We start from the raw sequence: 17,033 nt of genomic DNA on the forward strand, positions 1-17,033 counted from the left end.
TCGGCAATGAGGCAGCGCAGGTGATTCATCCGTTCTGTTTTGCTTATGAGAATATTTATCATTAATATTGCGCGCTGATGAACCTGGCGCTTCCCGCATGAAAAGCAAAACCTCACTGCCCGCCTCCTATCGCCTCGCCGTGACCTCGCGCGTGTTGGCGGCTGTGGTGGGTGGTTATCTGATGGCGTCCCTGGCCGCGGTGTGCCTGGCCCTGTGGATGCCCACGTCCCGCGCCGATGCGGTGATCACCGGCATGATGAGTTCCTTTGTGTTCTACCTGCTGGCCGTGATCTGGTGCTTTGCCTGCCGAACGGCATGGCGCGCCTGGTTTGGCGTGATGTTGCCGAGTGCCGCGTTCGCCACCCTGGCGGGTGTGGGTTTCTGGATGGTGCGCACATGAAAGAGGGCTTTCGCCAGGCCATGGCATGGTTGCACACCTGGGCTGGGTTGATCTTCGGCTGGCTGCTGTTTGCGATTTTCCTTACGGGAACCCTGGCGTATTTCAAGGATGAAATCAGCCATTGGATGCAGCCCGAGGTACAAGCGCATGCCCTGGACGATGCGCGCAGCCTGACCGTCGCGCAAACCTACCTGGAACGCGTGGCGCCGACGGCCGCGCGCTGGTTCATCACCCTGCCGGACAGCCGTGACCCCGGCCTGTCGGTGATGTGGCAAGACAAGATCGACCCCGGCAAGCGCGGCAACTTCATCACCAAAACCCTCGACCCGGTCAGCGGTGACGCCGTGCAGGCCCGCGAAAGCATGGGCGGCGAGTTCTTCTATCGCTTCCACTACCAACTGCAGATGCCTTACCCCTGGGGTCGCTGGCTGACCACCATCGCGGCGATGGTGATGTTCGTGGCGTTGATCACCGGCATCATCACCCACAAGAAAATCTTCAAGGACTTCTTCACCTTCCGCCCCCGCAAAGGCCAGCGTTCCTGGCTCGACGGGCATAACGCGGTGGGGGTGCTGGTGCTGCCTTTCCACTTGATGATCACCTACAGCAGCCTGGTGATCTTCATGAGCATGGTGATGCCGGCGCCGATTCTGGCCTCCTATGGCAACGACACCCGTGGGTTTTTCAACGATGTGTTCCCTGCGACCAACAACGCGCCGGTACTCGGCCAGCCCGCGAAATTGCTACCGCTGGTGCCGATGTACGAGCAGGCCCGCGCGCATTGGGCGGGTGGGCATGTGGGGCGTGTGGCGGTGAATAATCCGAGCGATGTGAACGCGTCGGTGAATGTGTTCCGCGCTGGTTCCGACCGGGTGGTGCATGATTTCGGCAGCACCGTGTCGTTCAACGGCAGCACCGGTGAATTGCTGCGAGTCAGTGCCGAGCAGTCGCTGCCGGCGGCTATCGGCGGCAGTTTCTATGGCTTGCACATGGGCCACTTCGCCGGCCCGGTGCTGCGCTGGTTGTACTTTATCTGCGGCCTGGCGGGCACGGCGATGATCGGCACCGGGCTGGTGATCTGGCTCGGCAAGCGGCAGCTCAAACACGCCAGGACCGGGGTGATGCCGTTTGAACTGCGGCTGGTGGAAGTGCTGAACATCGCCAGTATGTCGGGGCTGATGCTCGCGATTGCCGGGTTTTTCTGGGCTAACCGTTTGTTGCCGGTGAGTTTCGCCGAGCGCTCCGACTGGGAAGTGCAAATCTTCTTTATCGCCTGGGGCCTGAGCCTGCTGCACGCCATGCTGCGGCGTGGCCGTCAGGGCTGGGTCGAGCAGTTGAGCCTCGGCGCGCTGCTGTTTGCCGCGATTCCACTGCTCAACGCGCTGACCACCTCCAGCCACCTGGGCGTCTCGCTGGTCACGGGCGATTGGGCCATGGCCGGTTTCGACCTGACCTGCCTGGCCAGTGGTGTGTTCCTTGGCTGGGCGGCCTGGAAGATGCACCGCCGCAGCGTGCCGCAACCCAAGGCCGAGCGCGCGCGTGGGCTGACGCTCAAGCCGGAGGCGCACTGATGCTGCTCGCGCTGCTGATGTGTTACGCCGGGTTCACCGCCCTGTGCCTGTCCACCGACCGCCACCACGGCGAGTTGCTGCACAGCAAGCCCTCGCCACGTCGGCGCGTGGGGCTGCGTGTACTCGGCTGGTTGCTGCTGAGTGTGTCGATCTGGCCGGCCGTGAGCCTCGCCGGTTGGGCCCAGGGCCTGGTGGAGTGGTGTGCGGTGTTGATGCTCAGCGCGCTGCTGTTGGTGTTGCTGTTGCCGTATCGGCCAAGGCTGGCCTTGATCCTGGCGGGCGTCGGCCTGCTTGCCAGCCCCGTCGCAGCCTTCGCCACGCTCTGAGCCCCAGACATGATGATCAGCACCCCGCCCGAATCACAGGACAGCCATCAGGCTGAAGCGCCGGGCGGGCGCGCGCATTTTCTGCAAGTGTTCCTGTCCCAGCGTTCGCAGATGGAAGCCCTGGTCAACCGACGCGTGGGCTGCCGCGCCACGGCGGCCGACCTGGTGCAGGATCTGTTCCTGCGCTTCTGGCGCCGGCCGTTGGTGCAGGTCGAAGAACTCAGCACCTACCTGTTGCGCTGCGCCGGCAACATCGCCATCGACCACCTGCGCAGTGAAGGTGCACGGGTGCGCAGCAGCGAAGGCTGGCTGCCCGAACAGCAAGACCACCAAGGCTCCGAACCCCAGGCGGCGCTGGAAGCGGGCAATGACCTGCGCCATGTCGAGGCCGCCCTGCGCAGCCTGCCCGAGCGCACCCGCCAGATATTCCTGCTCAACCGCATCCACGGGCGCAAATACGCGCAGATCGCCAAGGCCATGGGGTTGTCCCAAAGTGCCGTGGAAAAACATATGATGCGTGCCCTCGAAGCCTGCAAGGCCAGCCTTCGCGAACCATCGCCCCCACGCACGCCAGGGAAAGCACCGTGAACCTCACCCCCACGCCCGACCAGGAACAAGCCGCCCTGGCCTGGCTGAGCCTGCTGCACGACCAGCCCAGCAGCGGCGACCAGGCCACCTTCAGCCACTGGCTGCGCGCCGACCCCGCCCACGTCGAGGCCTATGCCCAGGCGCAGGTGCTGTGGGAGTTGAGCGAAGTGCCCGCGCGCAAACTGGCGGACGAAGACGCCCTGGCCCTGCAGGGTTACCTGAATGCGATGAACACGCCGAAGCGCTCCAGGGTCGTGCGCTGGTCCGGCGCCTTGGCCATGGCCGCGTGCCTGCTGTTGATGGTGGTCATGGGCGCCGGCTGGCAGCCGTCGCGCTGGGTCGATGACTTCGGCGCCGACTACGTGACCGCGCCGGGCGAGGTGAAAACCGTGACCCTGGCCGACCAGTCCCAAGTTACTTTGGACGCCGACAGCGCCATCGCCGTGGATTTCAGCCATGGCGAGCGGCACGTCCAGCTGCGGCGCGGTGCAGGCTTTTTCAGCGTGACCCACACCGGCGAGTCGTTTGTGGTGGAGGCGGGCAATGGCGAGGCGCGGGTGCTGGGCACCCAGTTTGAAGTACGCCTGCAACCGGCCGGGGCACAGGTGACGGTGCTGTCAGGACGGGTCGGTGTCACCCCGTCCAGGCAGGGCATGCAGCAGATTCTTACAGCGGGTCAGCAAGTGGCCTACGCCGATGGTGTGGCTGACCCGATGCACGCCGTCGACAGCGAATCGCGCCTGGCCTGGCGCGACGGCTGGCTCAACTACTACAAGGCGCCGCTCGCGGAGGTGGTCGAGGATCTGCGGCGTTACTACCCCGGCCGCATCCTGCTGTTGAACGAAACGATGGGCGCCAAGCGCGTCAGCGGCACCTTCCCGAGCAAAGACCCGCAGGCGGTGCTGAATGCCTTGCAGGCGGTGCTGGGGTTTGAGCAGCACAGCCTGTTGGGACGGGTGATCGTGCTGCGCTGATTACTTTGTCAGCGCAGCCATGATCTGCTCGGGGTTGTAGTCGCGAATCAACGTGCCGTTTACGTCCACGAACGGAATCCCGCCGCCGCCCAAAGCCTCGTACGCCTTGCGCGCCTGGGCGTCCTTCTCGATATCGAAGGCCTGGTAGGGGATGGCTTTCTGGTCGAGAAAACGCCGGATCTGCTTGCAGTAGCCGCACCAGTCGGTGGCATACAGCACCACCCGCGCGCCCTCGCGCACTGCTACAGGCGCCACTTGCGCGGGGTTGAACACCCGCTCGATCTTGCCCCAGTTCTGGATCACCACCACGACCAGCAACACCAGCAGGACTTTCTTGAGCACCCCGCCAAGCATCAGTTACGGCGCTTGAGCTGGTCGGTCAGTTGGGTCGGCAGGCCCTTGATGATCAAGGTGCCGGCGGCTTCGTCGTACTCGATCTTGTCGCCCAGAAGGTGCGCTTCAAAGCTGATGGACAGGCCCTCGGCGCGCCCGGTGAAGCGGCGGAACTGGTTGAGGGTGCGCTTATCGGCCGGGATTTCCGGCGACAGGCCGTAGTCCTTGTTGCGGATATGGTCGTAGAAGGCTTTTGGTCGATCTTCATCGATCAGGCCCGACAGCTCTTCCAGGCCCATGGGCTCGCCGAGCTTGGCCTGGCTGCTGGCGTAGTCGACCAGGGTCTTGGTTTTTTCACGGGCGGATTCGTCCGGCAGGTCTTCGCTTTCCACGAAGTCGCTGAAGGCCTTGAGCAGGGTGCGGGTTTCGCCCGGGCCGTCGACGCCTTCCTGGCAGCCGATAAAGTCGCGGAAGTACTCCGAAACCTTCTTGCCGTTCTTGCCTTTGATAAACGAGATGTACTGCTTGGACTGCTTGTTGTTCTGCCACTCGGACACGTTGATACGCGCCGCCAGGTGCAGTTGGCCGAGGTCCAGGTGACGCGAAGGGGTCACGTCCAGCTCGTCGGTCACCGCCACGCCTTCGCTGTGGTGCAGCAGGGCGATGGCCAGGTAGTCGGTCATGCCTTGCTGGTAGTGGGCGAACAGCACGTGGCCGCCGGTGGAGAGGTTGGACTCTTCCATCAGCTTCTGCAGGTGTTCGACCGCCGTGCGGCTGAACGTGGTGAAATCCTGGCCACCGTCGAAATACTCCTTCAACCAGCCGCTGAACGGGTGCGCGCCGGACTCGGCATGGAAGAAACCCCAGGCCTTGCCTTGTTTGGCGTTGTAGCTCTCGTTGAGGTCGGCAAGCATGTTCTCGATGGCGGCGGATTCGGACAGCTCCGAGTCGCGGGCGTGGAGAACTGCGGGTGTGCCGTCGGGTTTTTTGTCGATCAGGTGGACGATGCAATGACGGATCGGCATAGGCTTCTCGGCTGGTTGAAGGGGAGCGGTTGGCCTCCCCAAAAAGTCGCCCAGTGTACCGCACCCATTGGCCAAGACACGCGTCGAAGGGCATTTTGGACGCTCTCCGACGGGGCATATGCCTTTTTTTCACGGTTTAGAGCGATAAAGCTGACCAAATGGGTAGGTAGAGGCGGATATTTCCCCGTCTCTGTGCTAGTTTTGCCCCGTCTTACGCCAAGTCTCGGCGTTAAGCGTGCATTCAGCATCTGTCAGGTCGAACCAATCCCCGTTTCAAGCATCTATAACCCCGATCTCCGTGGTTATAGCCGGGGGTGCCGGGCCATGATGGTCGGGCTCGACGGCTGACACTGCACTCTGCAATCCATATGAATTTGATAGGGAAGGAACACCACAATGGCTATTACTAAAGACCAACTGATCGCTGACCTGGCTGAAGCAGTAGACGCACCGAAAACTACCGTGCGCGCTCTGCTGGACCAATTGAGCCAAGTTGTTGCTGATCAGCTGGAAAACGGCGGCGAAATCACTCTGCCAGGCGTTGGCAAACTGAAAGTGACCGAGCGTCCTGCCCGTACTGGCCGTAACCCTTCGACTGGCGCTGCCATCGAAATCGCTGCCAAGAAAGTTATCAAGCTGGTTGTGGCCAAAGGCCTGACCGACGCTGTTAACAAGTAAGACGCAGCAAAAAAAACCGTGCTCCGGAGCGATCCGGGCACGGTTTTTTGTTGCCTGCGATTTGTCAGTCGCGAACCCAGCGCTGGCGCCAGATCTGCTGCTCGTTCTTGGTCTGGAAGGTCCAGGCGACGAAACGGCTTTGCTTCTGGCCCTGGGACATTTCCACCACCTGGCTTTCCAGCACGCCGGCTTTTTTCAGGGCGGTCTCGATCGCGGGCAAGTTCGACGCTTTTGACACCAGGGTGCTGAACCACAGCACCTTGTGGGCAAAATTCGCGCTTTCAGCAATAAGCTGCGTCACGAAGCGCGCTTCACCGCCTTCACACCACAGCTCGGCCGACTGACCGCCGAAATTCAGCACCGGCAGCTTGCGCTTGGGGTCGGCCTTGCCCAGGGCGCGCCACTTGCGCTCGCTGCCCTTGGTGGCTTCGTCCATGGACGCATGAAACGGCGGGTTGCACATGGTCAGGTCAAAGCGCTCGCCCGGCTCCAGCAGGCCCAGCAGGATGTGCTTGGGGTTCGGCTGCTGGCGCAACTGGATGACCTTGCTCAGGTCATTGGACTGCACGATGGCCTTGGCGGCGGCCACGGCGATCGGGTCAACCTCGGAGCCGAGGAAATTCCAGCGGTATTCCATGTAGCCAATCAGCGGGTAGACGCAGTTGGCGCCCATGCCGATGTCCAGCACCTTGACGATCGAGCCGCGCGGGATCTTGCCGTCGTTGACGCTGGCCAGCAGGTCGGCGAGGAAGTGCACATAGTCGGCACGCCCCGGCACCGGCGGGCACAGGTAATCCTGCGGGATGTCCCAATGCTGGATGCCATAGAAGGACTTGAGCAACGCCCGATTGAATACGCGCACCGCATCCGGGCTGGCGAAGTCGATGCTTTCCTTGCCGTACGGGTTGATGATCACGAATTGCGCCAGTTCCGGCGTGGTCTTGATCAGCGCCGGGAAGTCGTAACGGCCCGTGTGGCGGTTGCGCGGATGCAGTGTGGCCTCTTTGCGCGGCACCACAGGCTTGGCCGTGGCGGCGGTTTTAGGCTTCTTGCGCGGAGGTTTTGGTGTGCTGGGGGCGGTCATGATGATTCTGGTGTTGGCTCAAAGTGGCGGGCATTGTCACACATCTTGAGGTGATCTCGGGCAAATGTGGCAGGGGGCTTGCCCCCGATAGCGGTAGATCAGCCAGTTTATCTGCAGCTGACCCACCGCTATCGGGGGCAAGCCCCCTCCCACATTGACCGGGTTCGCAAATAAAAAAAGAGGCCCGAAGGCCTCTTTTTTCACACGGTTCAAGCCTTACAGGCTGGAAATCCGCGCATGTTGCTCCGCCAGCTTGCCCAGGGCCTGTTCGGCCTCGGCCAGTTTGGCGCGTTCTTTGTCGATCACTTCCGCGGGCGCCTTGTCGACGAATGCCGCGTTGGACAGCTTGCCGCCCACTCGCTGCACTTCGCCTTGCAGGCGTGCGATTTCCTTGTCGAGACGGGCCAGTTCCGCGCCCTTGTCGATCAGGCCGGCCATCGGCACCAGCACTTCCATCTCGCCGACCAGTGCGGTGGCGGACAGCGGTGCGTCTTCGCCAGCCGCCAATACAGTGATCGACTCCAGCTTCGCCAGCTTCTTGAGCAGCGCATCGTTCTCGGTGAGACGGCGCTGGTCTTCGGCGCTGGCGTTTTTCACGAACACGGCCAATGGCTTGCCCGGGCCGATGTTCATTTCGGCACGGATGTTACGCGTGCCCATCATCAGGGTCTTGAGCCATTCGATATCGCTTTCGGCCGCCTCATCGATGCGTGCTTCGTTGGCCACTGGCCAAGGTTGCAGCATGATGGTCTTGCCTTCGATACCGGCCAGCGGCGCGATGCGCTGCCAGATTTCTTCGGTGATGAACGGCATGAACGGGTGCGCCAGACGCAGCGCCACTTCGAGCACGCGCACCAGGGTGCGACGGGTGCCGCGCTGGCGTTCGATCGGCGAGTTTTCGTCCCACAGCACCGGCTTGGAGAGTTCCAGGTACCAGTCGCAATACTGGTTCCAGATGAACTCGTACAAGGCCTGTGCGGCCAGGTCGAAACGGAACTGGTCGAGTTGACGGGTCACTTCGGCTTCGGTGCGCTGCAACTGCGAGATGATCCAGCGATCCGCCAGGCTCAGCTCAAAGGCTTCGCCGTTCTGGCCGCAATCTTCGCCTTTGTCCAGCACGTAGCGCGCCGCGTTCCAGATCTTGTTGCAGAAGTTGCGATAGCCTTCGACGCGGCCCATGTCGAACTTGATGTCGCGGCCGGTAGAGGCCAGCGAGCAGAACGTGAAGCGCAGGGCGTCGGTGCCGTAGCTGGCAATGCCGTCAGCGAACTCGTCGCGGGTCTGCTTCTCGATCTTCTTCGCCAGTTTTGGCTGCATCAGGCCCGAGGTGCGTTTCTGCACCAGGGTTTCCAGGTCGATGCCGTCGATGATGTCCAGCGGGTCGAGGACGTTGCCCTTGGACTTGGACATCTTCTGGCCCTGGCCATCACGCACCAGGCCGTGCACGTACACGGTCTTGAACGGTACCTGCGGGGTGCCGTCCTCGTTCTTCACCAGGTGCATGGTCAGCATGATCATCCGGGCAACCCAGAAGAAAATGATGTCGAAGCCGGTGACCAGCACGTCGGTGGAGTGGAATTTCTTCAGGAACTCGGTCTGCTGCGGCCAGCCCAGGGTCGAGAAGGTCCACAGGCCCGAGCTGAACCAGGTGTCGAGTACGTCGTTGTCCTGTTGCAGCGCGATGTCCGCACCGAGGTTGTGCTTGGCGCGTACTTCGGCTTCGTCGCGGCCCACGTAGACCTTGCCCGACTCGTCGTACCAGGCCGGAATGCGATGGCCCCACCACAGTTGACGGCTGATGCACCAATCCTGGATGTCGCGCATCCACGAGAAGTACATGTTTTCGTACTGTTTAGGCACAAACTGGATGCGGCCATCTTCCACGGCCGCAATTGCCGGCTCGGCCAGCGGCTTGGTGGACACGTACCACTGGTCGGTCAGCCACGGCTCGATCACGGTGCCGGAGCGGTCGCCCTTCGGTACTTTCAAGCCGTGGTCGTCCACGCTCACCAGCAGGCCGAGCGCATCGAAGGCCGCTACGATCTGCTTGCGTGCTTCGAAACGGTCGAGGCCGGCGTATTCAGCCGGGATCTTGCCGTCGATGCTTTCGTTCAGTGTGCCGTCCAGGTTGAACACCTGGCAGGCCGGCAGTACGGCGGCATTTTTGTCGAAGATGTTCAGCAGCGGCAGGTTGTGGCGCTTGCCGACTTCGTAGTCGTTGAAATCGTGTGCCGGGGTGATTTTCACGCAGCCGGTGCCGAATTCAGGGTCGCAGTAGTCGTCCGCGATGATCGGGATGCGGCGGCCGACCAGTGGCAGCTCGACAAACTTGCCGATCAGCGCCTGGTAGCGCTCGTCGTTCGGGTTAACCGCCACGGCGGCGTCGCCGAGCATGGTTTCCGGACGGGTGGTGGCGACGATCAGGTAGTCGTTACCTTCGGCAGTCTTGGCGCCGTCGGCCAGCGGGTACTTGAGGTTCCACAAGAAGCCTTTCTCGTCGTGGTTTTCCACTTCGAGGTCGGAAATCGCCGTGTGCAACTTGGTGTCCCAGTTGACCAGGCGCTTGCCGCGGTAGATCAGGCCGTCTTCGTGCAGGCGCACGAAGGCTTCTTTCACCGATTCCGACAGGCCGTCGTCCATGGTGAAGCGTTCGCGGCTCCAGTCGACGGACGAACCCAGGCGACGGATCTGACGGCTGATGTTGCCGCCGGACTGGTCTTTCCATTCCCAGATCTTTTCCAGGAATTTCTCGCGGCCCAGGTCGTGACGGTTTTGGCCGGTGGCTTCGAGTTGGCGCTCCACCAGCATCTGGGTGGCGATACCGGCGTGGTCGGTACCCGGTTGCCACAGGGTGTTGCGGCCCTGCATGCGGCGGAAACGGATCAACGCATCCATGATCGCATTGTTGAAGCCATGGCCCATGTGCAGGCTGCCAGTGACGTTCGGTGGCGGAATCATGATGGTGTAGGACTCGCCCGCACCTTGCGGAGCGAAATAGTTCTCGGACTCCCAGGTGTTGTACCAGGAAGTTTCAATAGCGTGCGGCTGGTAGGTCTTATCCATGCGCGGCGGGACCCTAGTTGGCATTTATTCAGGAAAGCCGGCAAGTATAACGAGGGATAGGGCGCAGGGCGAGGCGAAGACAGGGCTTGAAGTGTATGCGGGGCAAATGTGGGAGGGGGCTTGCCCCCGATGTGGGTGGGTCAGTTGGTAAATCTATAACTGACCCAGCGCTATCGGGGGCCAGCCCCCTCCCACATTGGATGTATGTGCGGCTCAGGACTGGTATTGGCTCAACAAGCGTTCCATCCGCGCATCCAGGCGGCGCTTGATCTCGGTTTCGATATGCGGGGCGAAGTCGTCGATTACGTCTTGCATAATCAATTGCGCAGCGGCACGCAGTTCGTTGTCCAGGTGCAGCAGCAGAGCGTCCTGGGTCTTTTCGGCGACCGGCGCAGGGGCGGGCGGGGCTTTGGCGGCAGGCTTGCTGTCAACCGAGTCGAACAGCATGGGGATCTGCACGTCGTCCGCTACCGATTCAGTCAGCAGCGGCGGTTGCAAGTCATCATCACCCAGCAACTGGCGGATAGACTCCAGGTCGTCCAGCAGGTGGTCGTCTTTTTTTACAGGGTTGGGAGTGTCCATCATGTACTCAAAGTCGTTGTAGCCGGTGATCTTGCAAAGGATAGCCCTGTTCGCGGTAGAAGCGGAAACTCTCCCGCGCAGCCTGACGAATAGCCGGGTCTTCCACCACCACTTCCGCCACACGGGCAAAGGCCTTGGCGAAGGGCGGCACTTTCAGGTCCAGGTTGACTAGCAGGTCATGGTGGTCGCCGCAGCTGTCGCCCAATCCCAGTACTACCAGGCCTTCGGGTTCGGATTCAGCGGGGCCGTGGGGTACGAAGCTTTCGCCCTTGAAGCGCCACAGGCGTGCATCCAGGTCGTCGCGTTGGGCGGCGTCGCTGCAGTGCAGGTAGATGCGGTGGCCCATACGCCAGGCTTTTTCAGTGAGTTTGCAGGCAAAGTCCAGGCGCGCAGAGGGATCGGCGCTGGGCAATATATAGAAGTCGACTTGGGTCATTGCGGTTCCTGAGGCTGGGGCGGCAAGCGTGTCGCCGCCCCGGCATCTTCAGTTTCAGGCTTTGGCGCGGTCCAGCAGGTACTGGGTCAGCAGGGGTACCGGACGGCCGGTGGCGCCCTTGTCCTTGCCGCCGCTGGTCCAGGCCGTACCAGCGATGTCCAGGTGCGCCCAGTTGAAGTTCTTGGCAAAGCGCGACAGGAAGCAGGCAGCGGTGATGGTGCCGGCTTTCGGCCCACCGATGTTGGCGATGTCGGCGAACGGGCTGTCCAGCTGTTCCTGGTACTCATCGAACAGCGGCAATTGCCAGGCGCGGTCGTCGGCAGCCTTGCCGGCGCTGAGCAGTTGCTCGATCAGCTCGTCGCTGTTGCCCAGCAGGCCCGAGGTGTGGGAGCCCAGGGCCACGATGCAGGCACCGGTGAGGGTGGCGATGTCGATCACGGCTTGCGGTTTGAAGCGCTCGGCGTAGGTCAGCGCATCGCACAGCACCAGGCGGCCTTCGGCGTCGGTGTTGAGGATTTCGACGGTCTGCCCGCTCAGGGTGGTGACGATATCGCCAGGACGGGTCGCGCCGCCGCTCGGCATGTTCTCGGCGCAGGCCAGGATGCACACCAGGTTGATCGGCAGTTTCAGCTCCAGCACGGCACGCAGGGTGCCGAATACGCTGGCGGCGCCGCCCATGTCGTACTTCATTTCATCCATGCCGGCACCCGGCTTGAGGCTGATGCCGCCGGTGTCGAAAGTGATGCCTTTACCCACCAAGGCGTAAGGTTTTTCGGCTTTCTTGCCGCCGTTGTATTGCATCACGATCAGGCGTGGCGGCTGGTCGCTGCCCTGGCCCACGGCATAGAACGAGCCCATGCCCAGCTCTTTGATCTTTTTCTCGTCCAGCACTTCAACCTTCAAGCCCTTGAACTCTTTGCCCAGCGCCTTGGCCTGTTCGCCCAGATAGGTTGGGTGGCAGATGTTCGGCGGCAGGTTGCCCAGGTCGCGGGTGAACGACATGCCGTTGGCGATGGCGGTGGCGTGGGTCGCGGCGCGCTGGACTTCAGCCTGGGCGGCCTTGATGGTCAGCAGGGTGATTTTCTTCAGGGCGCGCGGTTCGGCCTTCTGGCTCTTGAACTGGTCGAAGATATAGCCGCCGTCCACCAGGGTTTCGGCCAGCAGGCGGGTCTTGCCATAGCTGTCACGGCCCTTGACCACGATTTCATCGAGTGCCAGTGCCGCATCGCTGCCGCCCAGGCCCTTGAGGGTGGTGAGGATGCTGCTGATGATTTTGCGGAACGGGCGGTCGCCGAGTTCGGCGTCCTTGCCCACGCCCACCAGCAATACGCGGTCGGCTTTCAGGTTGGGCAGGCTTTGCAACAGCAGGCTCTGGCCGACTTTGCCGGCCAGGTCGCCGCGCTTGAGCACGGCGCTGATGGCGCCGCCGCTGAGTTCATCGAGTTGCTTGGCGGCGACGCCGAGCTTGCGGCCTTCGCCGATGGCGACCACGAGGGTGGCGGTTTTCAACGTTTCGGGGCTAACGCTTTTTACAACCAATTCCATTTTCGGGTCCCTTATAAAGGTCTGAGAGCCTGGCGTCTGTACGCAGGCTTTAAAGCTGGGCAGCTGTGTAAACCGCCCGCGACAAAGGCCGCAGTTTGAACCTCGCCGGCGGAGCCTGACAACCCTTGGCGCACGCTTTGTACATGTGCATGAGGTTGCGCAGTGACAGGCGCGGTCAATCACAGGATAATGCGCCATCTTTTTAGCCGGCCCGCTGCAAACGGGCTGACTCGGTATGCTTGCTTGTTTGGCCGCCTTAGCCTGACAACCCTGGAGTGTCTGGTTTGATTGTCTTCCGTTATCTGTCCCGCGAAGTCCTGTTGACCCTGAGTGCCGTGAGTGCGGTGTTGCTGGTCATCATCATGAGTGGTCGTTTCGTCAAATACCTGGCCCAGGCTGCTTCCGGCGCCCTGGACCCAGGCTCGCTGTTCCTGATCATGGGCTTTCGCCTGCCGGGGTTCCTGCAGCTGATCCTGCCGCTGGGCCTGTTTCTCGGCATCCTGCTGGCCTACGGCCGCTTGTATCTCGAAAGCGAAATGACCGTGCTCTCGGCCACCGGCATGAGCCAGCAGCGCCTGCTGGGCATGACCATGATCCCGGCCGCCGGCGTTGCGCTGCTGGTCGCCTGGCTGAGCCTGAGCCTGGCCCCGCAGGGCGCCATGCAATTCCAGCTGGTGCTGAACAAGCAGGACGCGATGACCGAGTTCGACACCCTCGAACCGGGCCGTTTCCAGGCACTCAATGACGGTTCGCGGGTGACCTACACCGAAACCCTGACCGACGACCGCGCCAACCTCGGCGGGGTGTTCATTTCCGAAAAGCGTCTGGGGCAAGACAAGAAAGACCGTGGCATTTCCGTGCTGGTGGCCGATTCGGGTCGCCAGGAAGTGCGCCCGGACGGCAGCCGCTACCTGATCCTGGAAAATGGCTATCGCTACGATGGCAGCCCAGGCATGGCGGATTATCGTGCGATCAAATACGACACCTATGGCGTGATGCTGGCCCGCCCGGATATCAGCGACGAAGTCACCGACCGCGACGCCATCCCCACCAGCGAGCTGTTCGGCAGCAATGAACGGCGCTCGATTGCCGAGCTGCAATGGCGTATCTCCCTGCCGCTGCTGGTATTTATCGTGACCCTGATGGCCGTGCCGCTGTCGCGCGTCAACCCGCGCCAGGGTCGTTTCCTCAAGCTGTTGCCGGCGATCCTGCTGTACATGGCTTACCTGACCATCCTGATTTCCGCCCGCGGCGCCCTGGAGAAGGGCAAGCTGTCGACGACCCTGGGCCTGTGGTGGGTGCACGGCATCTTCCTGCTGATCGGCCTGGGGCTGCTGTATTGGGAACCTATACGCTTGAAAATGATGAGCCGTCGTGGCCAGAAGGAGTTGGCTCGTGGCTAAGCTCGATCGCTACATTGGTAGCAGCGTACTGATCGCCATCCTGGCGGTATTGGGCATCATCCTCGGGCTGGCCTCGTTGTTCGCCTTCATCGATGAAGTCGGCAACGTCAGCGACACCTACACCGTGTGGGACGTGCTGAGCTACGTGGCCCTCACCGCGCCGCGCCGGCTTTACGACATGATGCCGATGGCCGCGCTGATCGGCTGCCTGATCGGCCTGGGCAGCCTGGCCAGCAACAGCGAACTGACCATCATGCGCGCTGCCGGTGTGTCCATCGGGCGTATCGTCTGGGCGGTCATGAAGCCGATGTTGCTGCTGATGCTGTGCAGCGTGCTGATCGGCGAATACGTCGCGCCGCCGGCCGAAACCACCGCCCAGGCCAATCGCGCCCTGGCCCAGGGCTCGGGCGATGCACAAAGCTCCAAGCACGGCCTGTGGCACCGCCAGGGGGATGAGTTCATCCACATCAACGCCGTGCAACCGGGCGGCCTGCTGGTTGGCGTGACCCGCTACACGTTCGACAAGGAGCGCCACCTGCTGTCGTCGAGCTTCGCCAAACGTGCGCAGTACAGCAACGAAAAATGGCAACTGAGCGACATCACCACGACGCACTTCCGCAATGTCGGCCAGGGCACCAACGCCAGCACCGAAGTGATCAATACGCCGAGCGAAGAGTGGGATATCGCCCTCAAGCCGCAATTGCTCAATACCGTGGTGATGATCCCGGAAAGCCTGCCGATCTCCGGGCTGTGGGGTTATATCCACTACCTCAAGGACCAGGGCCTGAATAACGGCCGCTACTGGCTGGCGTTTTGGGTCAAGGTGTTGCAGCCGGTCGTCACCGCTGCACTGGTGCTGATGGCGATTTCGTTCATCTTCGGCCCGTTGCGTTCGGTCACCCTCGGCCAGCGTGTGTTTACCGGCGTGCTTGTGGGCTTTACCTTCCGCATTGCCCAGGACTTGCTGGGCCCGTCGAGCCTGGTGTTCGGTTTCTCGCCGCTGTTTGCGGTGCTGGTGCCGACCGCCATCTGCGCCCTGGCCGGGTTCTGGCTGTTGCGCCGAGCCGGTTGATATCGCGCTTATGCACAAAAAATGCCCCGCTCATATGAGTGGGGCATTTTTGTTCTGGTCAGCAAAGATGACGTCTGGCCTGAGCATCAGGTACAATTCCCGGCTATTTTTCAGCGGGCAATCTGCCTGCAGCCTTTTTGAGTGTTGATCCGTGAGTGATTTGAGTCATATCCGCAATTTCTCCATCATCGCCCACATTGACCATGGTAAGTCGACGCTGGCCGATCGATTCATCCAGATGTGCGGCGGCCTTGCCGAGCGTGAAATGGAAGCCCAGGTACTGGATTCCATGGACCTCGAACGCGAGCGCGGGATCACCATCAAGGCCCACAGCGTTACCCTGTACTACACCGCCAAAGACGGTATCAAGTACCAGCTCAACTTCATCGACACCCCCGGCCACGTTGACTTCACCTACGAAGTCAGCCGCTCGCTGGCGGCCTGTGAAGGTGCTCTGCTGGTAGTGGACGCGGGCCAGGGCGTAGAAGCCCAATCCGTGGCCAACTGCTACACCGCGATCGAGCAGGGCCTGGAGGTCATGCCGGTACTGAACAAGATCGACCTGCCACAGGCCGATCCGGACCGCGTAAAGGAAGAAATCGAAAAAATCATCGGCATTGACGCCACCGACGCCGTCGAGTGCAGCGCCAAGACCGGCCTGGGCGTCGACGAAGTGCTCGAGCGCCTGGTGAAAACCATTCCTGCGCCGACCGGCAACTACGAAGATCCGCTGCAAGCGTTGATCATCGACTCCTGGTTCGACAACTACCTGGGCGTTGTTTCCCTGGTACGTGTGCGCCATGGCCGGGTGAAGAAGGGCGACAAGATCCTGGTCAAATCCACCGGCAAGATCCACCTGGTGGACAGCGTCGGTGTGTTCAACCCGAAACACACTGCCACCACCGACCTCAAGGCCGGTGAAGTGGGCTTCATCATCGCCGGCATCAAGGACATTCACGGTGCACCGGTCGGTGACACCCTGACCCTGAGCTCGACCCCTGATGTAGACGTGCTGCCGGGCTTCAAACGCATCCAGCCGCAGGTTTACGCCGGCCTGTTCCCGGTCAGCTCCGACGACTTCGAAGATTTTCGCGAAGCGCTGCAGAAGCTGACCCTCAACGACTCGTCGTTGCAGTACACCCCGGAAAGCTCCGATGCCCTGGGCTTCGGCTTCCGCTGCGGGTTCCTGGGCATGCTGCACATGGAGATCATCCAGGAGCGCCTCGAGCGCGAATACGACCTGGACCTGATCACCACCGCGCCAACAGTTATTTTCGAATTGTTGCTGAAAACCGGTGAAACGATTTACGTCGACAACCCGTCCAAGCTTCCAGACCTGTCCTCCATCGAAGACATGCGCGAGCCGATCGTGCGGGCCAATATCCTGGTACCGCAGGAACACCTGGGCAACGTCATCACCCTGTGTATCGAAAAACGTGGCGTACAGCACGACATGTTGTTCCTCGGTACCCAGGTGCAAGTGACCTACGATTTGCCGATGAACGAAGTGGTCCTGGACTTCTTCGACCGTCTCAAATCCACCAGCCGCGGCTATGCTTCGCTGGATTACCATTTCGATCGTTACCAATCGGCTAATCTGGTGAAACTGGATGTGCTGATCAACGGCGACAAGGTCGATGCCCTGGCACTCATCGTGCACAAGGACAACGCGCACTACAAAGGTCGCCAGCTGACCGAGAAGATGAAAGAACTGATTCCGCGCCAGATGTTCGACGTCGCGATCCAGGCCGCCATCGGCGGGCAGATCATTGCGCGAACCTCCGTCAAGGCTCTCAGAAAGAACGTACTGGCCAAATGCTACGGCGGTGACGTAAGCCGTAAGCGCAAGCTGCTTGAGAAGCAAAAGGCCGGTAAAAAACGCATGAAGCAAGTGGGCAACGTGGAAATTCCACAAGAAGCCTTCCTTGCGGTGCTCAGGTTGGATAGTTAGGT

The 17,033-nt window shown here is 61.6% G+C and carries 16 protein-coding genes; 9 read left to right on the plus strand and 7 right to left on the minus strand.

Annotated features, from left to right (window positions below; genetic code table 11):
• The first annotated feature begins 97 nt into the window (after window positions 1–97).
• Genes AC0IYH_RS25835 through AC0IYH_RS25855 form a run of 5 tightly spaced genes read left to right on the plus strand, consistent with a single transcriptional unit; the run spans window position 98 to window position 3,859 of the window.
• Entirely contained in the window at window positions 98–400 is a 303-nt protein-coding gene (locus AC0IYH_RS25835) for a DUF3649 domain-containing protein (protein ID WP_101266816.1), read from the plus strand.
• Window positions 397–1,971 carry a PepSY-associated TM helix domain-containing protein gene (locus AC0IYH_RS25840; RefSeq protein WP_471836880.1) on the plus strand — a complete coding sequence of 525 codons (1,575 nt, stop codon included), beginning with the start codon at window positions 397–399 and terminating at the stop codon, window positions 1,969–1,971. The genes AC0IYH_RS25835 and AC0IYH_RS25840 overlap by 4 nt, the downstream gene beginning before the upstream one ends.
• Window positions 1,971–2,297: a DUF3325 domain-containing protein gene (locus tag AC0IYH_RS25845; protein ID WP_116630605.1), complete on the plus strand. Its 327-nt coding sequence runs from the start codon at window positions 1,971–1,973 to the stop codon at window positions 2,295–2,297. The genes AC0IYH_RS25840 and AC0IYH_RS25845 overlap by 1 nt, the downstream gene beginning before the upstream one ends.
• A gap of 9 nt (window positions 2,298–2,306) precedes the next feature.
• Entirely contained in the window at window positions 2,307–2,885 is a 579-nt protein-coding gene (locus tag AC0IYH_RS25850; protein WP_116630604.1) for an RNA polymerase sigma factor, read from the plus strand.
• Window positions 2,882–3,859, plus strand: coding sequence for a FecR family protein (locus AC0IYH_RS25855; protein ID WP_471836882.1), 978 nt, complete (start codon window positions 2,882–2,884; stop codon window positions 3,857–3,859). The genes AC0IYH_RS25850 and AC0IYH_RS25855 overlap by 4 nt, the downstream gene beginning before the upstream one ends.
• Here the strand turns inward: AC0IYH_RS25855 and AC0IYH_RS25860 are convergent, their stop codons facing one another.
• The gene (locus AC0IYH_RS25860; protein ID WP_116630602.1) at window positions 3,860–4,213 is read right to left on the minus strand and encodes a glutaredoxin family protein; all 354 of its coding nucleotides are present in this window, start codon (window positions 4,211–4,213) and stop codon (window positions 3,860–3,862) included.
• Entirely contained in the window at window positions 4,213–5,217 is a 1,005-nt protein-coding gene (gene yejK, locus AC0IYH_RS25865; protein ID WP_003171997.1) for a nucleoid-associated protein YejK, read from the minus strand. Before yejK ends, AC0IYH_RS25860 begins: the two co-directional genes overlap by 1 nt.
• A 396-nt stretch (window positions 5,218–5,613) precedes the next feature.
• Here yejK and AC0IYH_RS25870 point away from each other — a divergent pair, with 396 nt between their 5' ends.
• Complete coding sequence (locus AC0IYH_RS25870) at window positions 5,614–5,895, plus strand: HU family DNA-binding protein (RefSeq protein WP_003188840.1); 282 nt, start codon at window positions 5,614–5,616, stop codon at window positions 5,893–5,895.
• A gap of 64 nt (window positions 5,896–5,959) precedes the next feature.
• Here the strand turns inward: AC0IYH_RS25870 and rlmF are convergent, their stop codons facing one another.
• From rlmF to AC0IYH_RS25895, 5 genes are all read right to left on the minus strand, one after another.
• A complete protein-coding gene (gene rlmF / locus AC0IYH_RS25875; protein ID WP_116630601.1) occupies window positions 5,960–6,979 on the minus strand; it encodes a 23S rRNA (adenine(1618)-N(6))-methyltransferase RlmF in 1,020 nt (339 codons plus the stop codon).
• A gap of 216 nt (window positions 6,980–7,195) precedes the next feature.
• Window positions 7,196–10,042: a valine--tRNA ligase gene (locus AC0IYH_RS25880; protein WP_116630600.1), complete on the minus strand. Its 2,847-nt coding sequence runs from the start codon at window positions 10,040–10,042 to the stop codon at window positions 7,196–7,198.
• 213 nt (window positions 10,043–10,255) lie between these two features.
• Window positions 10,256–10,624, minus strand: coding sequence for a DNA polymerase III subunit chi (locus tag AC0IYH_RS25885; RefSeq protein ID WP_116630599.1), 369 nt, complete (start codon window positions 10,622–10,624; stop codon window positions 10,256–10,258).
• 7 nt (window positions 10,625–10,631) lie between these two features.
• Entirely contained in the window at window positions 10,632–11,060 is a 429-nt protein-coding gene (locus AC0IYH_RS25890; protein WP_122772653.1) for a DNA polymerase III subunit chi, read from the minus strand.
• Window positions 11,061–11,114: 54 nt separating this feature from the next.
• A complete protein-coding gene (locus AC0IYH_RS25895; protein WP_471836886.1) occupies window positions 11,115–12,605 on the minus strand; it encodes a leucyl aminopeptidase in 1,491 nt (496 codons plus the stop codon).
• Window positions 12,606–12,889: 284 nt separating this feature from the next.
• Between AC0IYH_RS25895 and lptF the strand changes: the two genes are divergently transcribed.
• The 3 genes from lptF (at window position 12,890) to lepA (ending at window position 17,031) form a co-directional block, all read left to right on the plus strand.
• Window positions 12,890–14,008, plus strand: a complete 1,119-nt coding sequence (lptF, locus tag AC0IYH_RS25900) for an LPS export ABC transporter permease LptF (protein WP_116630596.1) — start codon at window positions 12,890–12,892, stop codon at window positions 14,006–14,008.
• Window positions 14,001–15,080 (plus strand): LPS export ABC transporter permease LptG, encoded by a 1,080-nt coding sequence (gene lptG, locus AC0IYH_RS25905; protein ID WP_116630595.1) that lies wholly within the window; start codon window positions 14,001–14,003, stop codon window positions 15,078–15,080. The genes lptF and lptG overlap by 8 nt, the downstream gene beginning before the upstream one ends.
• A 151-nt stretch (window positions 15,081–15,231) precedes the next feature.
• A complete protein-coding gene (lepA, locus tag AC0IYH_RS25910) occupies window positions 15,232–17,031 on the plus strand; it encodes a translation elongation factor 4 (RefSeq protein WP_032859966.1) in 1,800 nt (599 codons plus the stop codon).
• The last annotated feature ends 2 nt before the right edge of the window (window positions 17,032–17,033 follow it).

It is taken from the genome of Pseudomonas sp. AC463 (genome assembly GCF_979253585.1).